Source organism: Candidatus Afararchaeum irisae (assembly GCA_034190545.1).
Classification (GTDB): Archaea; Halobacteriota; Halobacteria; order Halobacteriales; family Afararchaeaceae; genus Afararchaeum; species Afararchaeum irisae.
The window spans coordinates 1-22,404 of the sequence record JAXIOF010000110.1 but is presented as its reverse complement, the minus strand read 5'-3'; the positions used below and the strand labels follow the sequence as shown (position 1 = coordinate 22,404).

The following is a 22,404-nucleotide window of genomic DNA, read 5'->3' as shown; positions in this document are numbered from 1 at the left end:
GCGGACTGTGCTACTCGTTGAGGAAGGGGGCTTAGCGCCCTACATTCAGCTAAAAATAGAAGAGAGACGAAAAGAAGACCTTACTCTACTTTACTGAGGACTCGGCTGTCCCTGACCCTTCTGGTTTTCGAGGGTCTCGCTCGCGTCGGTCGCAATCGACTTGAGCTTGTCGAGTAGGCTCTTCTTCCTGCCGTCCTTCTCTACGAGAGCGTGGTCGAGTACCTCCGACAGGTTCTCGACGGGGACTATCTCAACCATGTCCTTGTACTCGTCCTCTATCATGACGTCCTGTTCGTTCGCCTTGGGTATCAGAACCTTCTCGATTCCGGCTTTCGCCGCCGCCTCTATCTTGTAGGTCACTCCACCGACGGGTAGGACGTCTCCACGGACGCTGAGCGAGCCAGTCATAGCGACGTTCTGGTCGACCGCGACGTCTTCGAGCGCGCTTATGACGGCTGTAGCGACAGTCACGCTCGCCGAGTCGCCCTCGACCCCCTGGTACGACTGGACGAACTGTATGTGGACGTCCATCTGGCTGATGTCTTTCCCGGTGAACTTCTTGATTATAGCGCTCACGTTCTGGACGCTCTCCTGTGCGATCTCCTGGAGCTTACCCGTGGCTATGACCTCACCCTGTCCCTGGGTGACCTCTGCCATTATGGGCTTGACTATTCCCGAGTCGTCTCCCATGACTGCGAGCCCGTTGACACGTCCGACCATTCCGCCCTCGCTGACTGTCATCTCGTAGTCCTTCTTCCTCTCTATGTACTGGTCGGAGACCTGCTGTTCTATCGACCTCGCTCTCTTCTTGGCTTCGAGGACGTGGTCGGTCGTCACGAGATCCGCGCCTTCCTCGTTGGCTATGTCCCCCGCCGCACGGACGAGACCTCCGAGGTTCCTGAGCTTGAGCGTGAGGTGATCCTTACGCCCCGCGCGTCTCTGTGCCTCTCTGACAATCTCCTCGACGGCTTCCTTCTCAAAGTCGGGAATCTCGCCGTCCTTGTCGACCTCCTGAGCGACGAAACGCGCGAACTTGCGGCGCATCTCGGGAGTGTCCTCTATGGTGTCTTCCATGTGAACCTCGTATCCGTATCCCTTGATACGTGAGCGGAGAGCGGGATGCATGTTCTCCATCGCGTCCATGTTACCCGCCGCGACCATCACGAAGTCACACGGCACGGGGTCGGTCTGAACCATCGCACCGCTTGAGCGTTCGCTCTGTCCCGTGATCGAGAACTCGCCCTCCTGTATCGCCGTCATCAGCTTCTGCTGGTTACGGACGTCGAGTGTGTTGATCTCGTCTATGAAGAGGACGCCCTTGTTAGACTCGTGTATAGCACCCGCCTCGACACGGTTGTGTGCGGGGGTACCGAGTCCACCGCTCTGGAACGGGTCGTGTCTGACGTCTCCGAGGAGGGCACCAGCGTGTGCTCCCGTTGCGTCCTCGAAGGGAGCCTTCGCTCTCTCGGAGTTGTCGACGAGAAGCTCAGGTATGACAGTGTCGGAGTCGCGCTGTCCGTAACGGAAGGCGAGGAATATCACACCCGCGGCGAGTATACCGAGGAGTATCTGTCCCGCGAGGAGCGAATAGCCGACGACACCGATGAGTATAATCCACATCAGTATCGTCTTCATCTGGTCGCGTTTGTTCGCCTCCTCCTGGTGAGCCTCGACTATCTCCTTGCCCTTTCCGGCGGGGACAGTCCTTATCTTGGGGTTATTCTCGTCTTCGGGGTTCTGGTAGACGAGAACGTCCTGAAGATCCTCTTTCGGGAGAATCTCGGTCATCGCCTTCGCGAGCATACTCTTGCCAGTACCCGGCGACCCGATCATCATCACGTGTCTCTTCTGTTCAGCCGCCTTCTTTACGACCTCGACGGCGTGATCCTGACCTATGACCTGTTCTATGAGGCTGTCGGGAATCTCTATGTCAGCGGTAGTCTCTATGTCAAGACCCCCGAGGAGGTCGTCATCAGACCCGTCCTCGTCAACTGAGTCGGGAGTCTCGACCACCTCGGTCTCGTTTCCACCTCCTTCATCTCCTTCATCGTGATAAGTGTCGCTCATAGTTATCTCCTTAAAACACCTTAACTACGTTATATTAGTTCCGGAGGACTGATATACTTTCTGCCCGACTACTCCGAGTCTCCGTCTTCCCCGGAGTCGTCTCTCGGATACCACGTCAGGGGATGGTCGGAGATCAGCTTTATGTCGACCTCGCTTCCGAGGTCGAAGTCGTCGGCGTGGTTGTGCATACATCTTATCTTGTCGCCGTTTTCGAGTTCAACCCTGTATATGAAGGTGGGTCCGTTGTACTGTCTGTAGACTATCTCTCCATGTGCGTCGTGGCTATCGGGGTCAGTCTCAGAACTTGAGTTAGGGTCGTGGTCGTAGTCAGAGTCGGGTGTTACAGCCATAACGTCGTCGGGACGTACGAGGACGTCGACCTCCGCACCTTCGTACTCCGAGGTCAGCCCTTCTATCACGTCTAGGTCTATCTCGCCTATCTGTGTCGAGACAGATCCGTCTCCTACGGTTCCGGATATGAAGCTAGCGTGTCCTAAGAATCCCGCTACGAACCTCGACTCGGGGTTCTGGAAGACCTCCTCAGGACGTCCGACCTGTGCTATGTCTCCTTCCTCCATCACGCCTATCCTGTCGCTTATCGAGAGTGCCTCCTCCTGGTCGTGTGTCACCGATACTCCCGTGACGCCCGCCTCCTTCAGAATCCTCCTGACCTCCTCGCGCATCTCGACCCTGAGTCCGACGTCGAGGTTCGAGAAAGGCTCGTCTAAGAGGAGTATGTCGGGCTCGGGGGCAAGCGACCTTGCGAGTGCGATACGTTGTTTCTGACCTCCCGATAACTCGTCGGGCGTACTGTGTCTCTCGTCTTCGAGACCCACGAGTTCGAGCATTCTGTCGACTTTCTTCTCCTTCTCGTCGTCAGAAACACCGTCGAGACCGAACTCTATGTTCTCCTCCGCAGTCATATGGGGGAAGAGGGCGAAGTCCTGGAAGACTATCCCCACCTCCCTCTCGTCGGGCTCCGCGAAGACGCCTTTCTCGGGGTTGGCTACGACCTCGCCCCCAGCACGTACCTCTCCTGAGTCGGGCTCTTCTAAGCCTGCTATCAGACGCAGCGTTGTCGTCTTACCCCCACCACTCGGTCCCACGAGCGTGAGTAACTCTCCCTCGTGTACCGACAGCGTCAGACCGTCGACGGCTACAGTGTCTCCGTACTCCTTGTAGACACCGTCGAGTTCGAGTACTGTCTTACCTATCTCTATCGAGTCGGTCTCGGCGTCTCCATGACCTCCCCTTGTCTCTCTGCCGTTACTTCCGTACTGTTTTCCTCTATTCGACATCGTATCCCTCCTGTGATATCATTACAATCATAGAAACTCCTGAGATTAAGACGAGTATGAGAGCTGAGACTGCTGCGTATCCGTAGTACCCCTGAACCTGCACAGTCCATATATGTGTCGCCAGGGTCTTGAACCCCGTGGGTCTCAGCATCAGGGTCGCGGGTAGCTCCTTCATAGTCGTCAGGAAGACGAGTGCGGCACCTCCCAGGACTCCCGGGGCGATCAGAGGAAGTGTCACAGACAGGAAAGCTCCGAGCTTCGACCTCCCGAGACTTCTCGCCGCCTCGGGGAGGCTCGAGTTGACCTGTAGAACCGAAGACCTCGTCGAGCCTACCGACTGAGGAAGGAAACGTACCACGTACGCGAATACCAGAAGAGGGACTGTCTGGTAGAGAGGTCTGAGATACAGGACTCCGAGGTAGACGAGAGCGAGACCCACGACAATTCCGGGGGTCGCGTATCCTATGTAGGTTGATCTCTCTATCAGACTCGACAGCCGTGAGTCGTCTCTCGCCGAGAGATAGGCTACTGGAACCGCGGCGACCCCGGCGACTAAAGCCGCACCCAGCGAGACATAGACCGAGTTGAATGCGTACGAAGCCTCGAAGGCGAGGGACGAAGCGTACGACGGACTGTCACGTAGAAGCCAGCTCACGAGTATTCCTATGGGAAGCCCGAGAGCCACGAGACCCACTGACCCACACGCCGCCGCCGCGGGCAGTCTCCAGACGCCAAGTGAGACGAGACGTGTCTTCTTCTTGCCTCCCGCACCCGCACCCGCGCCCCGTGCGTTTCCTCCCGACCCCGAACCCGACTTCGCGCTGAGGTAGGACTCGGCTCCGAGTATCACGAAGGTCACGAGGAGAAGCTGTACTGAGAGAAGAGCCGCGAAGTTACGTCCCATAGCGTTGTACTCGTTGTATATCACACGTGTGAACGAGTCGAACCTCATTATGGCGGGCGTCCCGAAGTCGGAGAGGGCGTAGAGAGCCACGAGAAGCGAGCCAGCACCCACCGCGGGAAGTATATGCGGAACTGTCACCTTTCTGAAGGCTTCCCATTTCGACGCGTTGAGTGTCCTCGCGGCGTCGACGAGGCTGGTGTCGAAGCTCTTGAGCGATGCCCTCGTGGTTATGTAGACGTAGGGGTAAGTATAGAGTGTCAGAACTACGACAGCTCCCACAAAGCCGTACGGTGTCGGAATCCATCCGAAGAACCCACGAGGACTCGAAGCCGAGACGAATGCGAACGCACCTATGTAGCTCGGGACGACGAGTGGGAGCGACAGGACGACGGTCCAGAGTCTCCTGAACGGAACGTCGGTACGTACAGTCAGGAACGCCGCGGGGACTCCTATAAGAACTGAGAGCACTGTGACCCCGAAGACGAGACCTATGCTGTTGAGAAAGACACCGAGAGTCGACGCGCTGAGTACGAGATCTACCGCACGTGAGTACTCGACCTCCGAGGCTCTCACCACGAGCCAGACTAGAGGCGAGACTACGAGAATACCTATTATCAGACTCACCGCCTTGAGACCAGCCGAGCCGTCAGAGAGTAATCCGTGTCTGATGAGGCTCGACGCCGTGTCTCTGCGTCGGTGTCCGCGTCTTACCTGTGCCTCGTCGTCGTGTTCCATCTGTCAGTCTACCCCATACCTGGTACTTGGTACTTAATAGTTAGGTCGTCCTAAAAAGATATATAGCTGTCGATCCGTACTACAAGAGTTAAGACGTCGAGACACGAATCTACGTCCGATGCGAGCGTGTCTCTTCGACCTCTTCGGGACTCTCGTGACTGTCGAAGCCGACCCCTTCGACTCGATCTCTGAGTCGGCGTCTTCGTTCGGTGTCTCTCCCGACGACTTCAGACGTGAGTACGTCGCTGTCTACGACGAGAGGAGGCGTGAAGTCGAGGTTCCTCTTACAGACCACGTCTCCGAGACCTTATCGAGACTCGGCTGTGAGGTAGACAGGCACGAGGCACGGCGAACAGTTGAGGAGGTCTTCTTCGACGCGGATCTGAGTCCCATAGACGGAGCCCTCGAAGCAGTCGAGGAGGCGTCGGAGGTATCGAGGACAGCCGTAGTCTCGAATGCGAGCGTAGAGGGACTCGTCGAGAAGGTGGTGGACGAGACGGATCTCGACACAGTCCTCGACACGTGGGTTTCGAGCGTAGAGGTAGGACACAGGAAACCGAGTCCCGAGCCCTTCGATGAGGCTCTCGGAAGACTCGGTGTGAGACCCGACGACGCGGTTCATATAGGTGACACAGAAGCCGACGTCGAAGGCGGCGAGAGAGCGGGCGTCACGACGTGTCTCGTCGAAGGGAGAGACGACGAAAACGGATACGAATATGGTTATGAGCCCGACTACGTCGTCGGCACAGTCTCGGAGGCTACGGAGATTCTGAGATGACTATGACTATCACTATGACTATCACTATTCTCCTCGGCGCGTTCTTCCTCGACGTTGTCTTCGGAGAGCCACGTCAGAGGCTCCATCCTGTGGTCTGGGTCGGTATCCTCATAGACCGTCTGAGTGACTGGCGGTTCGAGTCGGTCTACGGTCTTCCGACCCTTCTGGTACCTCTCGGTGTCTCAGTCGCCGTCTCCGTCGGTGTCCTGACCGTGTCACCGTCTTGGCTCACAGCCGTCTTGGGAGCTTACCTCCTGACATCGACGTTCTCTCTCACTGAGTTCGTCGAGACGGCGACCGAGGTCACGGCTCTCACAGACGACGACATCGATGAGGCACGTTACCGTCTGCGTGCTCTCGCCGGAAGGGACGCCTCCGACCTCTCCCCCGGGGAGGTAAGGAGTGCTGTCGTCGAGAGCCTCTCGGAGAACTTCGTCGACGGATTCCTCGCCCCCGTCTTTTACTTCGGTGTCTTCTCGTTAGCAGGGGTCGAGTACGGCGTCGGAGCCGCCGTGGGTTACAGGGTCATAAACACGGCGGACTCAATGGTGGGATACGTCTCGGAGGGAAGAGCGGGATATGTGAGTGCACGTACCGACGACGTCGCCTCTTTCGTGCCGGCACGTCTCTCAGTCGTCGTCCTCGCGGTCACGACAGCGTCTCTAAAGGCTGTGACCTCTCCGTTGAGACAGACTGACAGGGTCTCGTCCCCCAACTCGGGACTCCCTATGTCGTCGCTCGGAGCGGGTCTCGGGGTACGTCTGGAGAAGAACCAACATTACGTCGTCGGAGCGACTGACGCCGACTACCCCGCTGTCGAGGACGTAGAGAAAGGTGTGAGAGCCGTCTGGCTCGGAGGAGTCGTCGTCGTCAGCCTACTGTCAGTCTCACTCGTATTAGGGGGCGTGGTACTATAGAGACAGTAAGGGCGTTCCTCGGTGGTCTCGGCTGGATGACACGTATACCCGTCGGAAGGTCTAAGAGAGACTTCGAGGCGTTCTCATCGAACGGATTCGTCTTTCCCGTAGTCGGAGGTGTGGTCGGAGGCGTGATGTCGGTAGCCGTCCTCGGACTGGTCTATCCGGATCTACCACCCGAGGTCGGTGGCTTCCTCTACTTATTAGCCCTCTTCGGATTACAGGGCATAAACCACTCCGACGGACTCGCCGACTTCGCCGACGGCTTATCCGCACACGGCTCCGAGAGCGAGAGACGTGAGGCTATGAGGGATCTCGACACGGGTATAGGAGGGAGCCTCGCTGTCTCGGTATATGCCGTCGGTCTCTACGCAGTCTCGTCCTCAGTCTCTGGTCTCGGTCTCCCTGCGGCTGTCTCAGCCGTCTTCGTATCCGAGGTCACCGCGAAGACGGCTGTCTCGTTACAGATCTGTCTCGCCACGGCATCTCACGAGGGACACGGCTCGCGCCACACCGAGTCGACACCACCGTGGCACGCGGCTGTCTCAGTCGTCCTCGCAGCCGTTCTCGTCGCAGCCGTCCCCTCGGAGACTGTCGGTGTAACGTCGCTACTCGCGGGATTAGGAGCCGGAGTATCCGTGACTTGGCTCTCGGGACGTGCTTTCGGGGGCGTCTCGGGGGATGTCTTCGGCGCGACCAACGAAGTAGTCCGTCTCACGTCTCTCCTCGCGGGGGTGTTAGTATCGACTGTCTTGTGATGGCGGGCGGAAGAGGCACTCGTCTCGAACGTTCGGGCATACACGTCGAGAAGCCTCTTCTGAGTATAGGCGGAAAGCCGATGGTCGACCGTGTCGTTGAGTCACTCGAAGCCTCGAGTCTCGACGGGATCTATGTCGCCGTCTCGCCACATACCCCCGAGACAAGACGTTACCTCGAGTCCGAGGATATACGTCTGATACCAACACCGGGAGACGGATACGTCGAAGACCTCGGCTACTGCGTCGAGGAGATCGGAACGCCGGTTCTGACTGTGACGACTGACATTCCCCTTATTCAGCCCGACCTCGTTAACGACGTCCTCGAGGAGTACGACGGAAGGTCGTTGACAGTAGCTACGTCTCTCAGACTCCGTGAGTCGGTCGGGGTCGACGTAGACGACTCTAAGGTATACGACGGCACGGTTCCGACGGGTCTCAACATAGTAGGCGAGGAGGGCGGTGAGAAACGTATCGTTACCGACGACGAACGTCTCGCTGTCAACGTAAACACCGCCCACGACGCCGAGGTGGCGAGACAGATGATCCGAGACGACACTGACAACAACACCGACATCCACGGATAAACAGAAGATGAACATGAACACGAAAGACCTGATCGAGGAGGGAAGAGCTTTCCACGGCGGACAGAAGAGCCACCACGGGGACGTGATCGACTTCAGTGCCAACATAAATCCGTATCCTCCGCCCGAGGCACTCCGAGAAGCCTACGAGTCGGCTTTCGACTCGGTCGGAGAGTATCCCGACGACTCGTACTCCGACCTGAGGGAGTCGCTGTCGCGTCTGTGTGGGGTCTCACGTGACAACGTCGTGCCGACTAACGGTGCCGCGGAGGCACTGCGTCTCGTCTCGTCGGTTGTCGTGGACGAAGGTGATACCGTAGCTGTGCCCTCCCCCGGCTTTGCGGAGTACGCGAGGGAGGCACGTCTACACGGAGCCGAGGTCGTGGAATACGGCACACCACCAGACACCGAGTCGGTCGTCTCAGTCCAGCCCGACGTAGCCTTCGTCTGTAATCCCAACAATCCAACGGGCGAGCTGACACGTAGAGACGAGATTCTCGAAGTCGCCGAAGCCCTCTCTGACCGCGGCTCGTACCTCGTAGTCGACGAGGCGTTCATCGACCTGTCACGCGGAGAGTCCGTCGCGCCCGAACTACCCGAGAACGCCGTCGCAGTCCACAGCCTCACTAAGTCGTTCGGTATTCCGGGTCTACGTCTCGGCTACGTTGTCGCACGAGGCGAGACAGTCGAAGCCGTCGAAGCGGCAAGACCCGCGTGGAACGTCAACACAGCCGCGGCGGAGGTCGGAAAGGAGGCGGCGAGACACACCGACTACGTCGAGGAGTCGGTCGAAGCCATCGAGTCGGAGCGAGAGAGGATCGTCGAGAGACTCGGGGAAAGGGTAGTCACCGAGTCGGCGACCAACTTCCTCCTCGTCGACGTCTCACCCCTGTCTTCGGAGGAGGCAGTCGAGGAGCTACTCGGACACCAAAACGGAGTCCTCGTGAGAGACTGTTCGAGCTTCGAGGGTCTCGAAGACACCGTAAGGGTAGCCGTCAGAACTCCGGAGGAAAACACCGTCTTACTCGAAGCACTCGAAGAAGTACTATCCTCTTCCGCCTGAGACGGTTCTCATGACCTTCACCTCCTCGATATCCTCAGACACGCGTCCGTCCTCGGGTACGGGTCTCCCCTCGACTACGACGACGGCTCCCTCGGGGTTTAAGCCGACCTCGTCGAGTATCTCGGCATAGACGGCGTCGTCTTCGACCTCGACCTCGTAGCTGTCGCCGTTCATGACCTCGGCAGTTATCTCCATACACGAGGTTGGACGCCGACTCTTTAGAGGTTTACGAGCCCGACCGCAGAACTGTCGTCGACTCGGTTCCGTTGGTGTCTGACTCAACTACTGTGACCTTCGACGGCAGACCGCCCTCAAAGCCGAACTTCGCCGAGTACTCTATCTCGGTGATACACTGGGCACACATCTTGTCGGTGTCGTGTTTCACAGTCTCGATCTCGACTCTGAAGCTGTCGTCGTCGGACGAGTACTCCGCCGAGGCTATCTCCGCCGTCTCACACGTGTCTCTTCCGTTGAGGACACCCGAGACCGAAACAGTGAGATCCTTCTTGTTGAACTCGACCTCGGGCTCCTCGTCAGTCTGTGTTCCACAGTTGCCTGACGCGGCTGAGAACGAACTCGACACATAACGCGTTCGCGTTCCGGAGTCATCTCCGCCTCCGCCGTCTAGTGACGTACATCCCGCAACTGCTACGGTTCCTATGGCTCCGAGTAGCTCTCTGCGTCTCATGTCCTTAGATACCGTCGAGGCTTGAAAGCATTTGCTCAGGCTCAAACTCCGACTTTAGTTAACAATGAGCGAAAGACTATTGTTCCTCGTATACTACTGAGTCACATGGCGGGCATCCGAGAGAAGTACAGACGTAGGGTCGGCGAGATAGAGACCGAGAGACGTCTGTACATCGGCTTAGGACTCGTGGGCTTCGGGGTGTTCCTGGTTCTCCTCGGCGGTATAATAAGCGTCTCGGAGACCGTGGGGGGTCTCTTCGGCGCTTCGAACCCGACCGAACAGTGGGGGATAGGAGGTATATTCGCGGGTATAGGCGTTCCGGTGACCTTCCTCGGTATATTCACGGTACTCCCGGCGTCGTGGGAGGACAGGAGGATAGCCCTCGTGGGTGTAGGAACGTCTTTCGTCGGAATACTCGTATTCACCTACGTCTATCCCCATATGTGGCACGGCGACCCCACCGACCTGACGTGGACAGTCGTCTTAGTCTACGGCGGCGGCTCTGTAATCGAGTTCCTCGCGCTCTTCAAGTCGATACTCGACCTCGAACTCAGGATAGAGCTCTCATCGCCTGGGAAGCCGATCTCTGTCGGCTACTCCGACGAGGACGAAGGCGAGCCGGTCAAGTCGGCGGCTTCCACGACTGACGACTCGGGGAGCGGTGGCTTCGGATCGATGGCTGTCTCTGATATGTCCTCGACGTCCCTCTCGACATCCCTCTCGTCGTCGACATCCGGCGGAGGTGGAAGTGGAGGCGGTGGAAGAGGAGACGGAACTGACGCCGAGATACTCGGAGACGACACCTCGGCGACAGAGACCGAGCCCGAGTTCGAGTCGCCTGCTCAGGAGCCGCGTTCTCTCGACAACGTCCCGACAGACTCGGGGTTCACGGGAGACAGGTACTGCGGCAACTGTATATATCTCGAATACGTCGAGGACGGAGGTACGTCGTCGCCCTACTGCGACTACCACGAGACGAAGCTAGACGACCTCGAACCGTGTGAGGCTCACACAGTAAAGATGTCGGGCGGTAAGGGTAAGGAAGACTTCGAGAGGTGATTAATAAGTATCCGTTTGTTTTTACTCGTCATCGGTTTCTCCGAGACGCATCTGTCGCGTCTTTCCGACTAGCTCTTCGAAGTCCTCGCCCTCTCTCAGAGCCGCTTCTCTCTTGACGCGGTAGTTGCCGCCGTCTGTGATATGTAAGTCAGCGGGATGGAAGAAGTACCAGTTCTCGTTGTTGAATCTCACACCCACACGCATACGTGCGCCGAACCTGTCGGAGAACTCACGGAGCGACTCTATCTCGTCGCCGTCGATGTAGACGACGTCTTTCGCGCTCGCTTTCGCCTCGACGGCGATGTACCTCGACCCGTCGCCCGCGAGTATGTCGGGGAGAGCCCTCTGTGTCGCGCTTCCAGACGCGGGGGCTCTAATCACTCCGAAGCCCTCCTCCCAGAGCATATCGACGAGTTCACGCTCACGTGACGCCCCCTTTCTTCCTTGCGGATTCGCCACCCTCAGACCACCTCGTTCGAGAGTGTACCGACGTCCTCGACCTCGACCTCGACGGTGTCGCCTCTCTCTATCTCCCCGACGCCCTCGGGGGTTCCCGTGGCTATGACGTCTCCCTCTTCGAGTGTCATGAACCGTGAGACCTCCGAGACTATCTCGGGTATCGAGAAGACTGTGTCGTCGGTGTTCGCCGACTGGCGCACCTCGCCGTTGACTACTGTCTCTACGCCGATAGAGTCAGAGAGGTCGGTCTGTACAAAGGGTCCGACTGGACAGAAGCCGTCCATGCCCTTAGCGCGCGCCCACTGGCTCTCCTTCTCCTGCCAGTCACGTGCCGTGACGTCGTTGACACACGTGTATCCCCGTATGTACTCGGCTGCCTCGTCGACAGAGACGTCCTTACACCGTGAGTCTATTACGACACCTATCTCGCCCTCGTACTCTAGCCTGTCGGTGGTCTCGGGATACTCGACTACGTCGCCGTGTCCGATGACAGAGCTGGGTGGCTTGAAGAAGAGAAGCGGGAAGTCGGGAACCTCTGATCCGAGCTCCTCGGCGTGTTCGGCGTAGTTCATTCCGACGGCGACGACCTTCGAAGGGACTGACGGAGGGAGTATCTCGACTTCGCCTATCGGAAACTCGGCGTCCTCGGTCAGAATCTCGTCCTGTACTACGACGCCCTCGTACACCTCGCCGTCGAACTCGAAACGTGCTTCCAGCATTACTGTCTTCTTCGAGTCTCGAAGGTCAAAACTCTTCTTTCCTTCCCGCGGCGTCGCGGTGGTAGACTCCGAACTCGCCGCCTCTCAGGCTGTCTCCGTCGTAGACTGGACCGTCAGCACAGACACGTGATCCCGTGTCGTCGATACAGCACGAGCCACAGATCCCTATCCCGCATTTCATGTACCTTTCGAGGCTGAACCGAACTTCGACGTCTTCCTCGTCGTATCTTTCGAGAACCTTCGCCATCATCGGCTCGGGACCACACGACGCGACCATATCTACGTCGTCGGCGTCGTAGCCGTCGAGAAGCTCAGTCACATATCCCTCGTGCCCCTTCGTTCCGTCGTCTGTCGCCACTCTAACATCGACGCCGTCGAGCGACGAGAGACGCTGTTCGAAGACTACTTCGTCGGCAGTCGCTGCGCCTATGAGAGTCGTGACGTCGAGACCCTCACGAGCCGCTTCCTCGGTGAGTAGAGCCACTGGAGCCATTCCGGTTCCGCCTCCGACTACCACGACCTCTCCTGAGTCCGAGTCGGGCAGGTCGAAGCTCTCTCCGAAGGGTCCTCTCACGCCGAGCGAGTCGCCGACCTCCATCTCTGTCATAGCTTGGGTCGTCTCTCCTATTGCCCTAACCGTGATGCCGTCGGGGTACGAGAAGCTCATCGGAACCTCGTCGACTCCTCTGACCCAGAACATGCCGTAGTTCCCCGCCGAGACGTCGAACTCCCTGTCGAATCTGAGTGTGGCTATTCCGTCTCCCTCCTCGATAACTTCGGTAACTTCGAGATCTATGGGTCTCATTCCTCAGCCTCCTTGACTACCTCGTGTGTCTTTCCGACGATCTCGTCGTGGCTCCAGCCCTTCTCGTCGGAGTACTCGTCTATGCCTCGGCTTATCTCGTCGAAGACGCCGATGTCGTCTTTCACCGCCGTACCCACTTCGACGAGTGACGCTCCAGCGAGCATCATCTCTATCGCGTCGTCGGGCGACGACACCCCGCCGACTCCCACGATGGGAATATCGAGAGCCTCGTAGAGCTCATAGACAGATCTCACAGCGATAGGCTTGACAGCCGAGCCGCTCATTCCCCCCTCTCCGTTTCCGAGTATGGGATACGCGGTTTGAGTGTCTATCGCCATCGCTCCCACTGTGTTTATAGCGACGACTGCGTCGGCACCCGCTTCCTCGGCGGATAGACCTATCTCGGCTATGTCAGTGACATTCGGGGTGAGCTTGACCCAGACGGGAACATCGACCGTCTCGACGACAGCCTCCGTCACATCGCGTGTCAGATCGGGGTCGGCTCCTATGTCAGTACCGTAGCCCTCTGCGTGGGGACACGAGACGTTGAGTTCGAGGCAGTCGGCGTACTCCTCGAAATGTGACGCCAGGTCGGCGAACTCCTCGGCTGTGCCTCCGAATATGCTCACGACAGTGGTTCCTTCGACCTTCTCGACCTCGTCGTCGAACTCCTTAGAGGGATTCGAGAGACCGACGGCGTTGAGAGCGTACTCGCCCGAGTCGTCGGCGAAGACGTTGGGTCCGGGATGTCCCTTACGCACCTCGGTTCCGACGCTCTTAGTCACTACACCCCCCGCGCCCTCTCTCAGGACACGGTTGAGCGACTCTCCCGTGGAGCCGAGTATACCCGACGCGAGAAGAACCGGGCTGTCGAACTCGACTCCCGCTACATCTACTTTCATTAGGACAAAGACGGAGTCGAGCGTATTAGTTAGTACCGATCAACGCAGAGCGTCTAACTCGAACTCGAATCCCGCCACAGGCATCGTAATCTCGTTCTCGGCGAGTATCTCGGGATGTATCTCGCCTATCACACCTACGTCGTCACCGTCGATCACGACGCTCGCGGATCTACCGTCTATGAACGAGGGATGGTGAGTCGCGGGTGTTTCGAGGTCGGAGCCGAAGTCGTCGACGAGCGAGTTGAGACGAGCCTTCGCAGCCTCGTAGCCGGCTTCGGTTCCACAGACGACCGCGGAGACGTGTTTGGTCTCACGGACACCTGTCTCGCCGGTCTCGTCCTTCTCGGCTACTGTTCCTATCTCAGAGAGGTTCTGGGGATACTCACGGTGGGTGTTGTTCGACAGAACCTCGATGACAGACGGCAGCAGCCACGTTCTCATCATCGAGTAGTCCTCGCTGTAGGGATTCTCTATCCGTATACAGTCCTCGAATCCCACCTCGTCGTCGCCTTCGCCTTCGCCTTCGGAGGTACGCATGCCGTCGTAGTTCGACTCGGGACTCGTGAGGACGAAGTTGAGTAGATCCTGGAAGCCGAGCCCAACTAACTGCTTCCTGACGGCGTTCTCTATACGTGTCGAGTCGGATAGCTCACCGACCGTCGAGACGTCGGGGTACCTCGGCTCCATCGAGTTGAATCCGTAGGCGCGTCCTATGTCGTCTATGACGTCGAGGGGATGCTTGATGTCGGTTCTGTACGGCGGGACTCTGACACCGTAGCCGTCGTCTCTCGGTGTCGCCTCCATACCCGACCTTTCGAGGTACTCGACGACCTCGTCCTCCGAGAACTCTGTTCCGAGAACCGACTCTATGCGGTCGTGTGTCACCGACTTCGTCTTCGTAGAGAGGTCGGGCTTGAGACGCCGCGGCTGGTTCTCGTAGACGACCTCGACCTCCTCTATCTGTCCCCCTCTCGCGTCGAGCGCGTAGAGGAGTATGTTGAGCATCTTGTCGATAGTCCACTCGTAGGTTCCCGTTAGCTCTATGAGAAGGTCACGTGTCCTCTCGGTCACGCGTGTCCTCTGTCCGTTTATGACGGGCGGGAACGAGAAGAGACCTATGCTGTCGTAGATCGCGGGGACACGGTCGTGTCCTTCGAGTATAGAGGCGTACTCACGTCCTACGGGATGGTCTTCCATGACCTCTCTCGGGGTCATCTCTCTCAGGTTCTTCTCTTCGGAGCCGTCTTCGCCTATGTCGAGAGGCACGAAGCTCTCGCCGTCGGGGTCGACCCCCTTATAGAGTATCTCGTTCCCCTTTATCATCGAGAGGTCGTGGACTCCTATCGCACCCTTGTTGCGTCTCCTTCCGACTGTCGAATGTAGCTTCTCCTGAAGCTGTATGATCGAGTCCAAGACGCCGCCGCTCAGATCGACGTCTCTCACGACCGCGGCGGTAACGTAGGGACGTACCTCCGAGACGGAGTCGTCGACACGTACCGTCAGGTCGCCCTCGGTCGTCTCGGGGACGTAGACACCCTTGTCTATCCCGTAGTCGTACCTCAGCGACCGCGCGAGACCCTCGACGCTCAGACGGTCGGGTCTGTCGGGGACTACCTCGAATCCGAGAGTGCCGTCTTCCTCGTACTCGAACTCTACACCCAGCTCGAAGAGGTCGTCTATGACCTCGTCTTTCGATAGCTCTCTCCCTACAAGTCTCCTCAGTTCGTCTATCTCTATCTCTATTACTGCCATAGTACGGGCACCTCCCTCAGAAGCTCCAGGTCAGCGAGTGTTCCGTGTACGTCACGTATGTCCTCGAATCCGTAGATAAGCATCAGAAGACGTTCGAGAGCGAGTCCCCACGCGATGACCTCGACGTCGTCGTCTATACCGTGGGGTTCGAGTACCTCACGTCTGAACATTCCCGAGTTCCCTATCTCTATGAGCTCCCCCGTCTCGGGATGTTCGCCGAATATCTCGAAGCTCGGCTCCGTATAGGGATTGTAATGCGGCTTGAACTCTATCTCCTCTATTCCGAACCTGTTGTAGAACTCCTCGAAGGTTCCCATCAGGTCACGCACTGAGAGGTCACGTGCCATCACCCAGCCCTCTATCTGGTAGAACTCGAGGAGATGAGTCGGGTCGAGTGTGTCGTTCCTGTAGACCTTGTCGACGCTGAAGAATCTCTGTGGGGGTTCGAGATCCTGTGCGAGGTAACGTACCGTCAGAGAAGTCGTGTGTCCCCTCAGGTTGAGACGCCGAGCGACGTCTCTCTCCCAGTCGGAGTGGTAGCCCTCTCCTCCCTCGGCTCCCTCGTGGTGCATCCTCTCGACATCGTCGGCGAAATCCGGAAGGTCGGAGACATGGCTCGGATCTTCTATGTTGAACTTGTCCCAGTGTGTTCTCGCGGGATGATCCTGGGGCATGAAGAGACAGTCGTTTATGTAGAACTCCGAGTCGACGTGGGGTCCTTCCATCTCCTTGAACCCCATGCTCGTCAGAACCTCCTTGACACGGTTTGCGAGCTGTCTGAGTATGTGCTCGCGCCCTCCGAACTCCTCCGGAGGCTCCGCCTCGACGTTGTACGACGCGAACTCCCTGTCCCTCCAGTCTCCCGTCGCGAGCATCTCGTGTGTCAGCTCTCCGACCTTCTCGGCTCCCGAATCCACCTCGCTCATGCTCAGAGCCTCCTCGCCCTCACGTGTGAGACCGACTGTGACAGTCCGTACCGTCTTATCCGAGACTAGACCACGTCTCTCCAGCTCCTCGCCATTCTCCTCGTCTATCTCCCCGCCCGAGGATAGAGTCTCAAGTCCTCTCTCGTCGTCGCCCTCGGGTGCGTCTTTTGGCTCTACGAATCCGTCGTCTATCTCCGCCCAGCCCTTACTCCTGAGATGTCCTATTCCGACGTTGAAGCCGTCGATCTCCTGTAGCTCCGACATCTCAGCACCGTCTTCCTCGACGAGGTAGCTGTGGAGACGTCTCTCGGGAAGCTCGTTTTCGGCGTACTCCTCCCCCTCGTCGGTGAGTTCGTACCTGACCTCGGTCTCCTCGTCGACCTCGACGAGTCCCAGCCCCTGTAGGTCGAAGACCGCCTGTTCGACAGGACCTCTTCCTAGACCCGTCTCGTCGGCGAGGTCGTCTACAGTCGTCTCGCCTTCTTTGGACACGGCCTCGAGAACCCTCGTCTGACTGTCTGTTAGATCGGTTTCCATCTTACCACTCTGTCTGTTCTTACCGAAGAGAACGTCGCCCTTAGTCCTGTCGTCACGTCCGTGTTGGATAAGCATTCGACAGTTATCTATCTTGATTCAGCGAGAGAATCCCGCCCTTTCCGCGAAGGACGAGCGTTCCGACGCTCAGTCGGAACCGAGGACTGAGCAGGGCGGGAGTGAATCGCGTCCGCTCCGAGAAACACCCGACAGCGATGCTGCAACCCGAGATTTATTATTCTGCAGCCCGTTGCATGACCTACACCGAGGCGGTCCTGCCGCCGTCGTAAACGGATAATATCGGATTCGGGCATCTACGTCTGAAGGAATCCCCTTCGGACCGCTGGATTCCCACGCACGGTAACTCCGAATCCTTCACAAGATAGGAGTAACGGCGGCATGGCCCCGCCAGGAGGCTCGTCATGCGACGCGTCTGCAAACCAGCAAATCTCCCACCGCTGCGGTACGGGAAGCCCCGTCGTTCACGACGGGGAGGAGGTCACGCTCCCGACGGCTAAACGGATCTAATGAAAGACAGATACAAGTCGCTGATGCTCAGGAGTCTCAAGGACGCAATGGACGTGGTCGAGGAGTACAACTCCTGGAGCGAGTCGTCGTTCGACGACGACGTCAGGGTTCCTCCGCAGGCAGTCCTCGACCTCGGAATGCTCCTCTATGAGAGCCGTGTCAGGGGAGCCTTCGCCGACTCGAACATCGACTTCCCGGATCTCGACGAGAAGATGTACAAGTGATCTGATCTGATAACTGTTCACAAGGATTATATAGGGGCGTGCCTATCTATGACGTGGGGGAATCACAAGAATGTCCGTAGGGGGATTTAACGATAACCGCGATAGCTCCGATTCGAGAGACGCACCCGAAGACGACATCCGGAGAGAGGTCGAGTCTTACGAGACCGAGTCGGGAGACACTATGTTCTACGAGACTGAGAACCCGCTCGCATGGATAAGAACAGAGGAGCCCGTCGACCTCGACGACTGTCTCTGACACAGAGTCGAAACGCACGCCGACACACGGATTCGGGTCGATACGTGTGCGGTACGGTGCGACAGACGAGAACCGAAAAGCCTTATAACTCAAGGAGCCGTCTCTGAGTCAAATGCAGACTCAGACGGACACGGCGACTTGGATACGGACAGTTAGACGAACGGTCTCTCTGTTCCCGAGCCGTGTGCCCCCTCTTCCTCTTTCTTCGGATGCTCCCGTCCTGCCAAGACCCCGTCTTCCTCGGTAGGCGGTCTTCTGAACTAATTAATACAGATCTCAAACATAACATGACCTCAGATATTAGCGTTAGCGTCATAGGGTACGGAAACCAGGGAAGTGCAGTCGTAAAAGGACTCTCAGAAGCCGGTGGCTACTCGGTAACTGTCTGTGACAGGAACCCACCGAAGCTCGAAGACGCCGAGGCTTACGCGTCGACGACTAAGACTACGACAGAGACATCCGAGGCGGGCGACTCGAAGGTAGTCGTTCTCTCGGTAAAGCCCGGCGACATCGGCGGTGTCCTCGACGAGCTCGACCTGTCGTCCGACCAGTCTCTAGTCTCGTTCGCCGCGGGAGTCAGGCTTGAGTACCTCGAAGACAGAACCGATGCGAAGGTCTACAGGGTGATGCCCAACCTCGCAGCCGAGAGCCGTGAGATGGCTGCGGCAGTCGCCTCGAACGTCGGTATGACCCCCGAACTCCGTCGTATCCTCGACGACCTCGGGAGCTTCGTCGAGATAGATGAGGATCTGATGGACGCCGCGACTGCGATCAACGGAAGTGGACCCGCCTTCGTCTTCTACCTCATAAAGTCGATGGCAGAAGCGGGTGTCGAGTCGGGTTTCGAAGACGAAGACGCCGAGAGACTCGCCGCACAGACCTTCAAGGGAGCCGCCGAGACTGTAATGAGACACGACGGCGACCTCGAAGACCTCATAGACGCGGTCTGTTCCCCCGGGGGCACGACTATCGAGGGAATGAAGGTTCTGCGTGACAGCGACGTGAGTCAGAAGGTCGGGGAAGCCGTAGAGGCAGCCGAGGAGCGATCCGTCGAGATATCAGACGAGATTCAGAACGGGTGAGATAAGATGCAAGACAGCGATATACAAAAAACGAGGAGTACAGACGGAGGAGCGACGGTACACACGGAAGCCGACGAGGCGAGACGTATCGCAGCCGACGCGAAGAGGGTCGTCGTCAAGGCGGGAACCAACTCGCTCACAGACGAAGACTCTAACCTCGATGACTCGAAGCTCGACAAGCTCGTCGACGACCTCATGGATCTCGTCGAACGCGGAAAGGAGGTCATACTCGTATCGTCGGGCGCAGTCGGCGCGGGAAAGGGACGTGTCGACCATCCCACCGACTCGATAGAGGACATACAGGCTGCCTCGACGATAGGACAGAGCCGTCTCATGAGACGGTACTCCGAGAGCTTCGAGAGGTACGGCGTCGAGGTCGCGCAGATACTCATCACTCACGAGGATCTCAACGACACCGACAGGTTCACCAACTTCAGAAACACGGTCGAGACACTCTTCGACTGGGGTGTCGTACCAATCATAAATGAGAACGACGCGATAGCTGTCGAGGAGATCAAGATAGGCGACAACGACATAATCTCGTCGTCTATCGCCACGGGAGTCGACGCCGACCTACTCGTCACACTCACAGATGTAGGTGGAGTCTACACCGAGAACCCGAAGGAGAACCCAGACGCCGAGATAGTCAGGGAGGTCGGCGAGGACTTCGACGAGATACGTGAACTCGTAGACGAGACTTCGAGCGGTGGATTCGGAGGCATAGAGACGAAGGTCGACGGCGCGAGGAAGGTCAACGAGAGAGGGGTTCCCGCCGTGATCGCGGGGTCAGCCGAAGAGGACGTCCTCGAACGGATAGCCGAGGGCGACGTAGTAGGGACTCTCTTCCTCCCCGTGAACCGAGACGAGGAAGACGGTAACGACGAGTAGTATAGGGATGAGAGGGAAAAGGATACACAGGTAGAGAGCTAATACACAACAATGACAGTACGCCAACAGGTACCCACCGAACAGAAGGTCGAGGAAGCCGAGGAAGCCGCACTCAGGCTCGCGAGGACGTCCGACGAGGACAGGGCAGAGGCTCTGAGGGCGATAGCCGACGAGATAGAGGCGAGGACAGACGAGATACTTGAAGCCAACGCCGTCGACGTCGAGGAGGCGGAGGAGATGCTCGAAAAGGGCGAGTACAGTCAGGTTCTCGTCGACCGTCTCAAGCTCTCGGAGACTAAGGTCGAGGAGATAGCCGAGATGGTGAGAAGCGTCGCCGAACAGGAAGACCCTCTCGGCGAGACGACCTCCGCGAGAGAGCTCGACGAAGATCTCGACCTCTACAAGGTCACAGTTCCTATAGGAGTCGTCGGCTCTGTCTTCGAGTCGAGACCCGACGCACTTCCTCAGATCGCGTCTCTGTGTCTCCGTTCGGGTAACTCGGTGATACTCAAGGGAGGAAGCGAGGCGAAGGAGTCGAATAGGGTACTCTTCGACGCCATAAGAGACGCTACTGAGAATGTAGATCCGGATCTAGTCCCCGACGGCTGGGCACAGCTAATCGAGGCGCGCGAGGACGTCGAGACGATACTCGGAATGAACGACTCGATAGACCTCGTTATGCCGAGGGGAAGCACCGAGTTCGTCGAGATGATACAGGACAACACCAAGATACCCGTCTTAGGACATACCGAGGGCATCTGCCACGTCTACGTCGACGACGAAGCCGATCTCGACGACGCCGTAAATATCGCCTACGACTCGAAGGTACAGTACCCCGCGGCGTGTAACGCAGCCGAGACAGTCCTCGTCCACGGCGACGTCGCCGAAGAGTTCCTGCCACGTATAGCCGAGAGGTACGAGGAGACCGGCGTCGAGGTCAGAGGAGACGACGCGACCCGCGAGGTCATCGACGCCAAGGAGGCGACTGACGAAGACTGGTCGACTGAGTACGGCGACCTCATAATCTCGGTCAAGGTCGTAGGGTCGTCTGACGAGGCTATCGACCACGTCAACACCTACGGATCGAAGCACACAGACTCCGTCGTGACCGAGAACCACGAGACAGCACACGACTTCATGACGTCGGTCGACTCGGCGAGTGTCTACCACAACGCCTCGACACGGTTCAGCGACGGATACAGGTACGGATTAGGCGCCGAGGTCGGTATCAGCACCGGCAAGATACACGCGAGAGGTCCCGTGGGTCTCGACGGACTCACGACCTACAAGTACTACATAGAGGGTGACGGGCAGATAGTCGCCGACTACACAGGAGACGACGCGAAGGAGTTCACTCACGTAGACATAGACGAGGACTGGGGCTGAGTTCGGCTCTGTACTTCTTACTTCGGTTTCTAAGAAGTTTCATCTCTACGTCTTTCGATTAGATTAGCCGTTGGACTCTTCGGTTGGGTCATATACCTGAGTTCTGACTATTCCGGCAAGACCGTATCTGTCGGTATTTTCCACCTACTCGGCTGCCCTTCTACGAAATAAAGCCTTCCGACACGTACCACCATGGTACGTACAGAAAGGTTAACTCGCCTCATTACAAAGATGGAAATATGACTGAAGACAACGACAGACCCCGAGGTAAAGGAGGAAAATTCAAGAAGAAAGTAACAGACCAAGATATACTCAAAATATTCGACCGAACCGGAGAGCCTATGACTGCACCCGAGCTTGCTGAGGAACTACCAATAACCAAGAGTACAGTTACCTACAGGCTAAAAAAGATGAAGGAAGACGGACTTGTCGGGAGAAAACAAGCCGGTGCTCGTGCCGTAGTGTGGTGGGCTAAAGTAGCACCTCGTCTCTCGGAAGAAGCTAAGAAACGAGTCGAGGAGGCGCGTGACGACATAGAAGAAGGTAACACCGTACCATTAGAAGAAGTCTGAGTCGTACGCGTCATGACAGACGTACACGTAGCCGAGACCGTCCTCGACCGAATCAACGATCTCGACGACCATGAAAAAGAACGTGTCAAGTCAAAGATACGGGACGTGTCAGAGAACCCTGACCACTATCTCAAACCTCTCATAGGAGATGAAGGATACCGTATACGTGTCGGGGATTACCGCGTCCTAGTCGACTGGGATAAGACCAAAGACGTCCTATATGTAACCGACTTCGGAAAAAGAGATGGAATATACGACGCTTAACTTCTTGGGTTTCAGTCCCTCTTCTGGGTTTTCTACTGTTTGCGGCGTCTCAGAAGGTTAGAAAACTCAGAAGAGATTGAAACTTCTTCGTCACGAAGGGGTGGGTAATCAGCTATAATTCCTATGTCTCCAAAAATACCCTGTCAAATCTCTTAGCTAACAGGCTAAGTAACTACTTAGTCGAAGTACCAGGCTAAGATCCCGTCTCATAGTGTCTAGGGAACTGTTTTACCGATAGAGACGCTGGTGTTGGTAATGG

General features: G+C 57.5%; 23 protein-coding genes and 1 pseudogene. 13 read left to right on the top strand and 11 right to left on the bottom strand.

Annotated elements, in window-relative coordinates:
• Window positions 1-90: 90 nt before the first annotated feature.
• The 3 genes from lonB to SV253_10080 all read right to left on the bottom strand — a co-directional run bounded on the left by lonB (window position 91) and on the right by SV253_10080 (window position 5,004).
• Window positions 91-2,067: an ATP-dependent protease LonB gene (lonB, locus tag SV253_10090; GenBank protein MDY6776399.1), complete on the bottom strand. Its 1,977-nt coding sequence runs from the start codon at window positions 2,065-2,067 to the stop codon at window positions 91-93.
• Window positions 2,068-2,135: 68 nt separating this feature from the next.
• Window positions 2,136-3,365, bottom strand: a complete 1,230-nt coding sequence (locus SV253_10085) for an ABC transporter ATP-binding protein (protein MDY6776398.1) — start codon at window positions 3,363-3,365, stop codon at window positions 2,136-2,138.
• On the bottom strand, window positions 3,355-5,004 hold the full coding sequence (locus SV253_10080) for an iron ABC transporter permease (GenBank protein ID MDY6776397.1): 1,650 nt from the start codon (window positions 5,002-5,004) through the stop codon (window positions 3,355-3,357). Before SV253_10080 ends, SV253_10085 begins: the two co-directional genes overlap by 11 nt.
• A gap of 118 nt (window positions 5,005-5,122) precedes the next feature.
• Here SV253_10080 and SV253_10075 point away from each other — a divergent pair, with 118 nt between their 5' ends.
• Genes SV253_10075 through cobD form a run of 5 tightly spaced genes read left to right on the top strand, consistent with a single transcriptional unit; the run spans window position 5,123 to window position 9,101 of the window.
• Complete coding sequence (locus SV253_10075) at window positions 5,123-5,782, top strand: HAD family hydrolase (GenBank protein MDY6776396.1); 660 nt, start codon at window positions 5,123-5,125, stop codon at window positions 5,780-5,782.
• Entirely contained in the window at window positions 5,779-6,699 is a 921-nt protein-coding gene (gene cbiB, locus SV253_10070; protein MDY6776395.1) for an adenosylcobinamide-phosphate synthase CbiB, read from the top strand. Before SV253_10075 ends, cbiB begins: the two co-directional genes overlap by 4 nt.
• A complete protein-coding gene (gene cobS, locus SV253_10065; protein MDY6776394.1) occupies window positions 6,630-7,457 on the top strand; it encodes an adenosylcobinamide-GDP ribazoletransferase in 828 nt (275 codons plus the stop codon). Before cbiB ends, cobS begins: the two co-directional genes overlap by 70 nt.
• Window positions 7,457-8,041 (top strand): NTP transferase domain-containing protein, encoded by a 585-nt coding sequence (locus SV253_10060; protein MDY6776393.1) that lies wholly within the window; start codon window positions 7,457-7,459, stop codon window positions 8,039-8,041. The genes cobS and SV253_10060 overlap by 1 nt, the downstream gene beginning before the upstream one ends.
• Before the next feature lie 13 nt (window positions 8,042-8,054).
• The gene (gene cobD, locus SV253_10055; GenBank protein ID MDY6776392.1) at window positions 8,055-9,101 is read left to right on the top strand and encodes a threonine-phosphate decarboxylase CobD; all 1,047 of its coding nucleotides are present in this window, start codon (window positions 8,055-8,057) and stop codon (window positions 9,099-9,101) included.
• Here cobD and SV253_10050 read toward each other — a convergent pair.
• Both SV253_10050 and SV253_10045 read right to left on the bottom strand, forming a co-directional pair.
• The gene (locus SV253_10050) at window positions 9,084-9,296 is read right to left on the bottom strand and encodes a ubiquitin-like small modifier protein 2 (protein ID MDY6776391.1); all 213 of its coding nucleotides are present in this window, start codon (window positions 9,294-9,296) and stop codon (window positions 9,084-9,086) included. The genes cobD and SV253_10050 overlap by 18 nt on opposite strands.
• A gap of 31 nt (window positions 9,297-9,327) precedes the next feature.
• Window positions 9,328-9,789 (bottom strand): hypothetical protein, encoded by a 462-nt coding sequence (locus SV253_10045; GenBank protein ID MDY6776390.1) that lies wholly within the window; start codon window positions 9,787-9,789, stop codon window positions 9,328-9,330.
• A gap of 105 nt (window positions 9,790-9,894) precedes the next feature.
• Between SV253_10045 and SV253_10040 the strand changes: the two genes are divergently transcribed.
• Window positions 9,895-10,848: a hypothetical protein gene (locus SV253_10040; GenBank protein ID MDY6776389.1), complete on the top strand. Its 954-nt coding sequence runs from the start codon at window positions 9,895-9,897 to the stop codon at window positions 10,846-10,848.
• Between the two features lie 24 nt (window positions 10,849-10,872).
• Here the strand turns inward: SV253_10040 and hjc are convergent.
• The 6 genes and pseudogenes from hjc to SV253_10010 form a co-directional block, all read right to left on the bottom strand.
• Window positions 10,873-11,307: pseudogene (hjc, locus tag SV253_10035) on the bottom strand (Holliday junction resolvase Hjc).
• A gap of 2 nt (window positions 11,308-11,309) precedes the next feature.
• Entirely contained in the window at window positions 11,310-12,026 is a 717-nt protein-coding gene (locus SV253_10030) for a fumarylacetoacetate hydrolase family protein (GenBank protein ID MDY6776388.1), read from the bottom strand.
• A gap of 25 nt (window positions 12,027-12,051) precedes the next feature.
• Window positions 12,052-12,831 carry a dihydroorotate dehydrogenase electron transfer subunit gene (locus tag SV253_10025; protein MDY6776387.1) on the bottom strand — a complete coding sequence of 260 codons (780 nt, stop codon included), beginning with the start codon at window positions 12,829-12,831 and terminating at the stop codon, window positions 12,052-12,054.
• Entirely contained in the window at window positions 12,828-13,733 is a 906-nt protein-coding gene (locus SV253_10020; protein MDY6776386.1) for a dihydroorotate dehydrogenase, read from the bottom strand. Before SV253_10020 ends, SV253_10025 begins: the two co-directional genes overlap by 4 nt.
• 39 nt (window positions 13,734-13,772) lie before the next feature.
• Window positions 13,773-15,485, bottom strand: coding sequence for a phenylalanine--tRNA ligase subunit beta (gene pheT / locus SV253_10015; GenBank protein ID MDY6776385.1), 1,713 nt, complete (start codon window positions 15,483-15,485; stop codon window positions 13,773-13,775).
• Window positions 15,476-16,948, bottom strand: a complete 1,473-nt coding sequence (locus SV253_10010) for a phenylalanine--tRNA ligase subunit alpha (protein MDY6776384.1) — start codon at window positions 16,946-16,948, stop codon at window positions 15,476-15,478. The genes pheT and SV253_10010 overlap by 10 nt, the downstream gene beginning before the upstream one ends.
• A gap of 524 nt (window positions 16,949-17,472) precedes the next feature.
• Here SV253_10010 and SV253_10005 point away from each other — a divergent pair.
• From SV253_10005 to SV253_09975, 7 genes are all read left to right on the top strand, one after another.
• A complete protein-coding gene (locus SV253_10005) occupies window positions 17,473-17,697 on the top strand; it encodes a hypothetical protein (GenBank protein MDY6776383.1) in 225 nt (74 codons plus the stop codon).
• A gap of 70 nt (window positions 17,698-17,767) precedes the next feature.
• Window positions 17,768-17,953 carry a hypothetical protein gene (locus SV253_10000; GenBank protein ID MDY6776382.1) on the top strand — a complete coding sequence of 62 codons (186 nt, stop codon included), beginning with the start codon at window positions 17,768-17,770 and terminating at the stop codon, window positions 17,951-17,953.
• 287 nt (window positions 17,954-18,240) lie between these two features.
• Window positions 18,241-19,035: a pyrroline-5-carboxylate reductase gene (proC, locus tag SV253_09995; protein MDY6776381.1), complete on the top strand. Its 795-nt coding sequence runs from the start codon at window positions 18,241-18,243 to the stop codon at window positions 19,033-19,035.
• A gap of 6 nt (window positions 19,036-19,041) precedes the next feature.
• Window positions 19,042-19,923, top strand: a complete 882-nt coding sequence (gene proB, locus SV253_09990; GenBank protein MDY6776380.1) for a glutamate 5-kinase — start codon at window positions 19,042-19,044, stop codon at window positions 19,921-19,923.
• Between the two features lie 51 nt (window positions 19,924-19,974).
• The gene (locus tag SV253_09985) at window positions 19,975-21,309 is read left to right on the top strand and encodes a glutamate-5-semialdehyde dehydrogenase (GenBank protein MDY6776379.1); all 1,335 of its coding nucleotides are present in this window, start codon (window positions 19,975-19,977) and stop codon (window positions 21,307-21,309) included.
• A 239-nt stretch (window positions 21,310-21,548) separates the two neighbouring features.
• On the top strand, window positions 21,549-21,881 hold the full coding sequence (locus SV253_09980; protein MDY6776378.1) for a winged helix-turn-helix transcriptional regulator: 333 nt from the start codon (window positions 21,549-21,551) through the stop codon (window positions 21,879-21,881).
• A 12-nt stretch (window positions 21,882-21,893) separates the two neighbouring features.
• A complete protein-coding gene (locus SV253_09975) occupies window positions 21,894-22,145 on the top strand; it encodes a type II toxin-antitoxin system RelE/ParE family toxin (protein ID MDY6776377.1) in 252 nt (83 codons plus the stop codon).
• The last annotated feature ends 259 nt before the right edge of the window (window positions 22,146-22,404 follow it).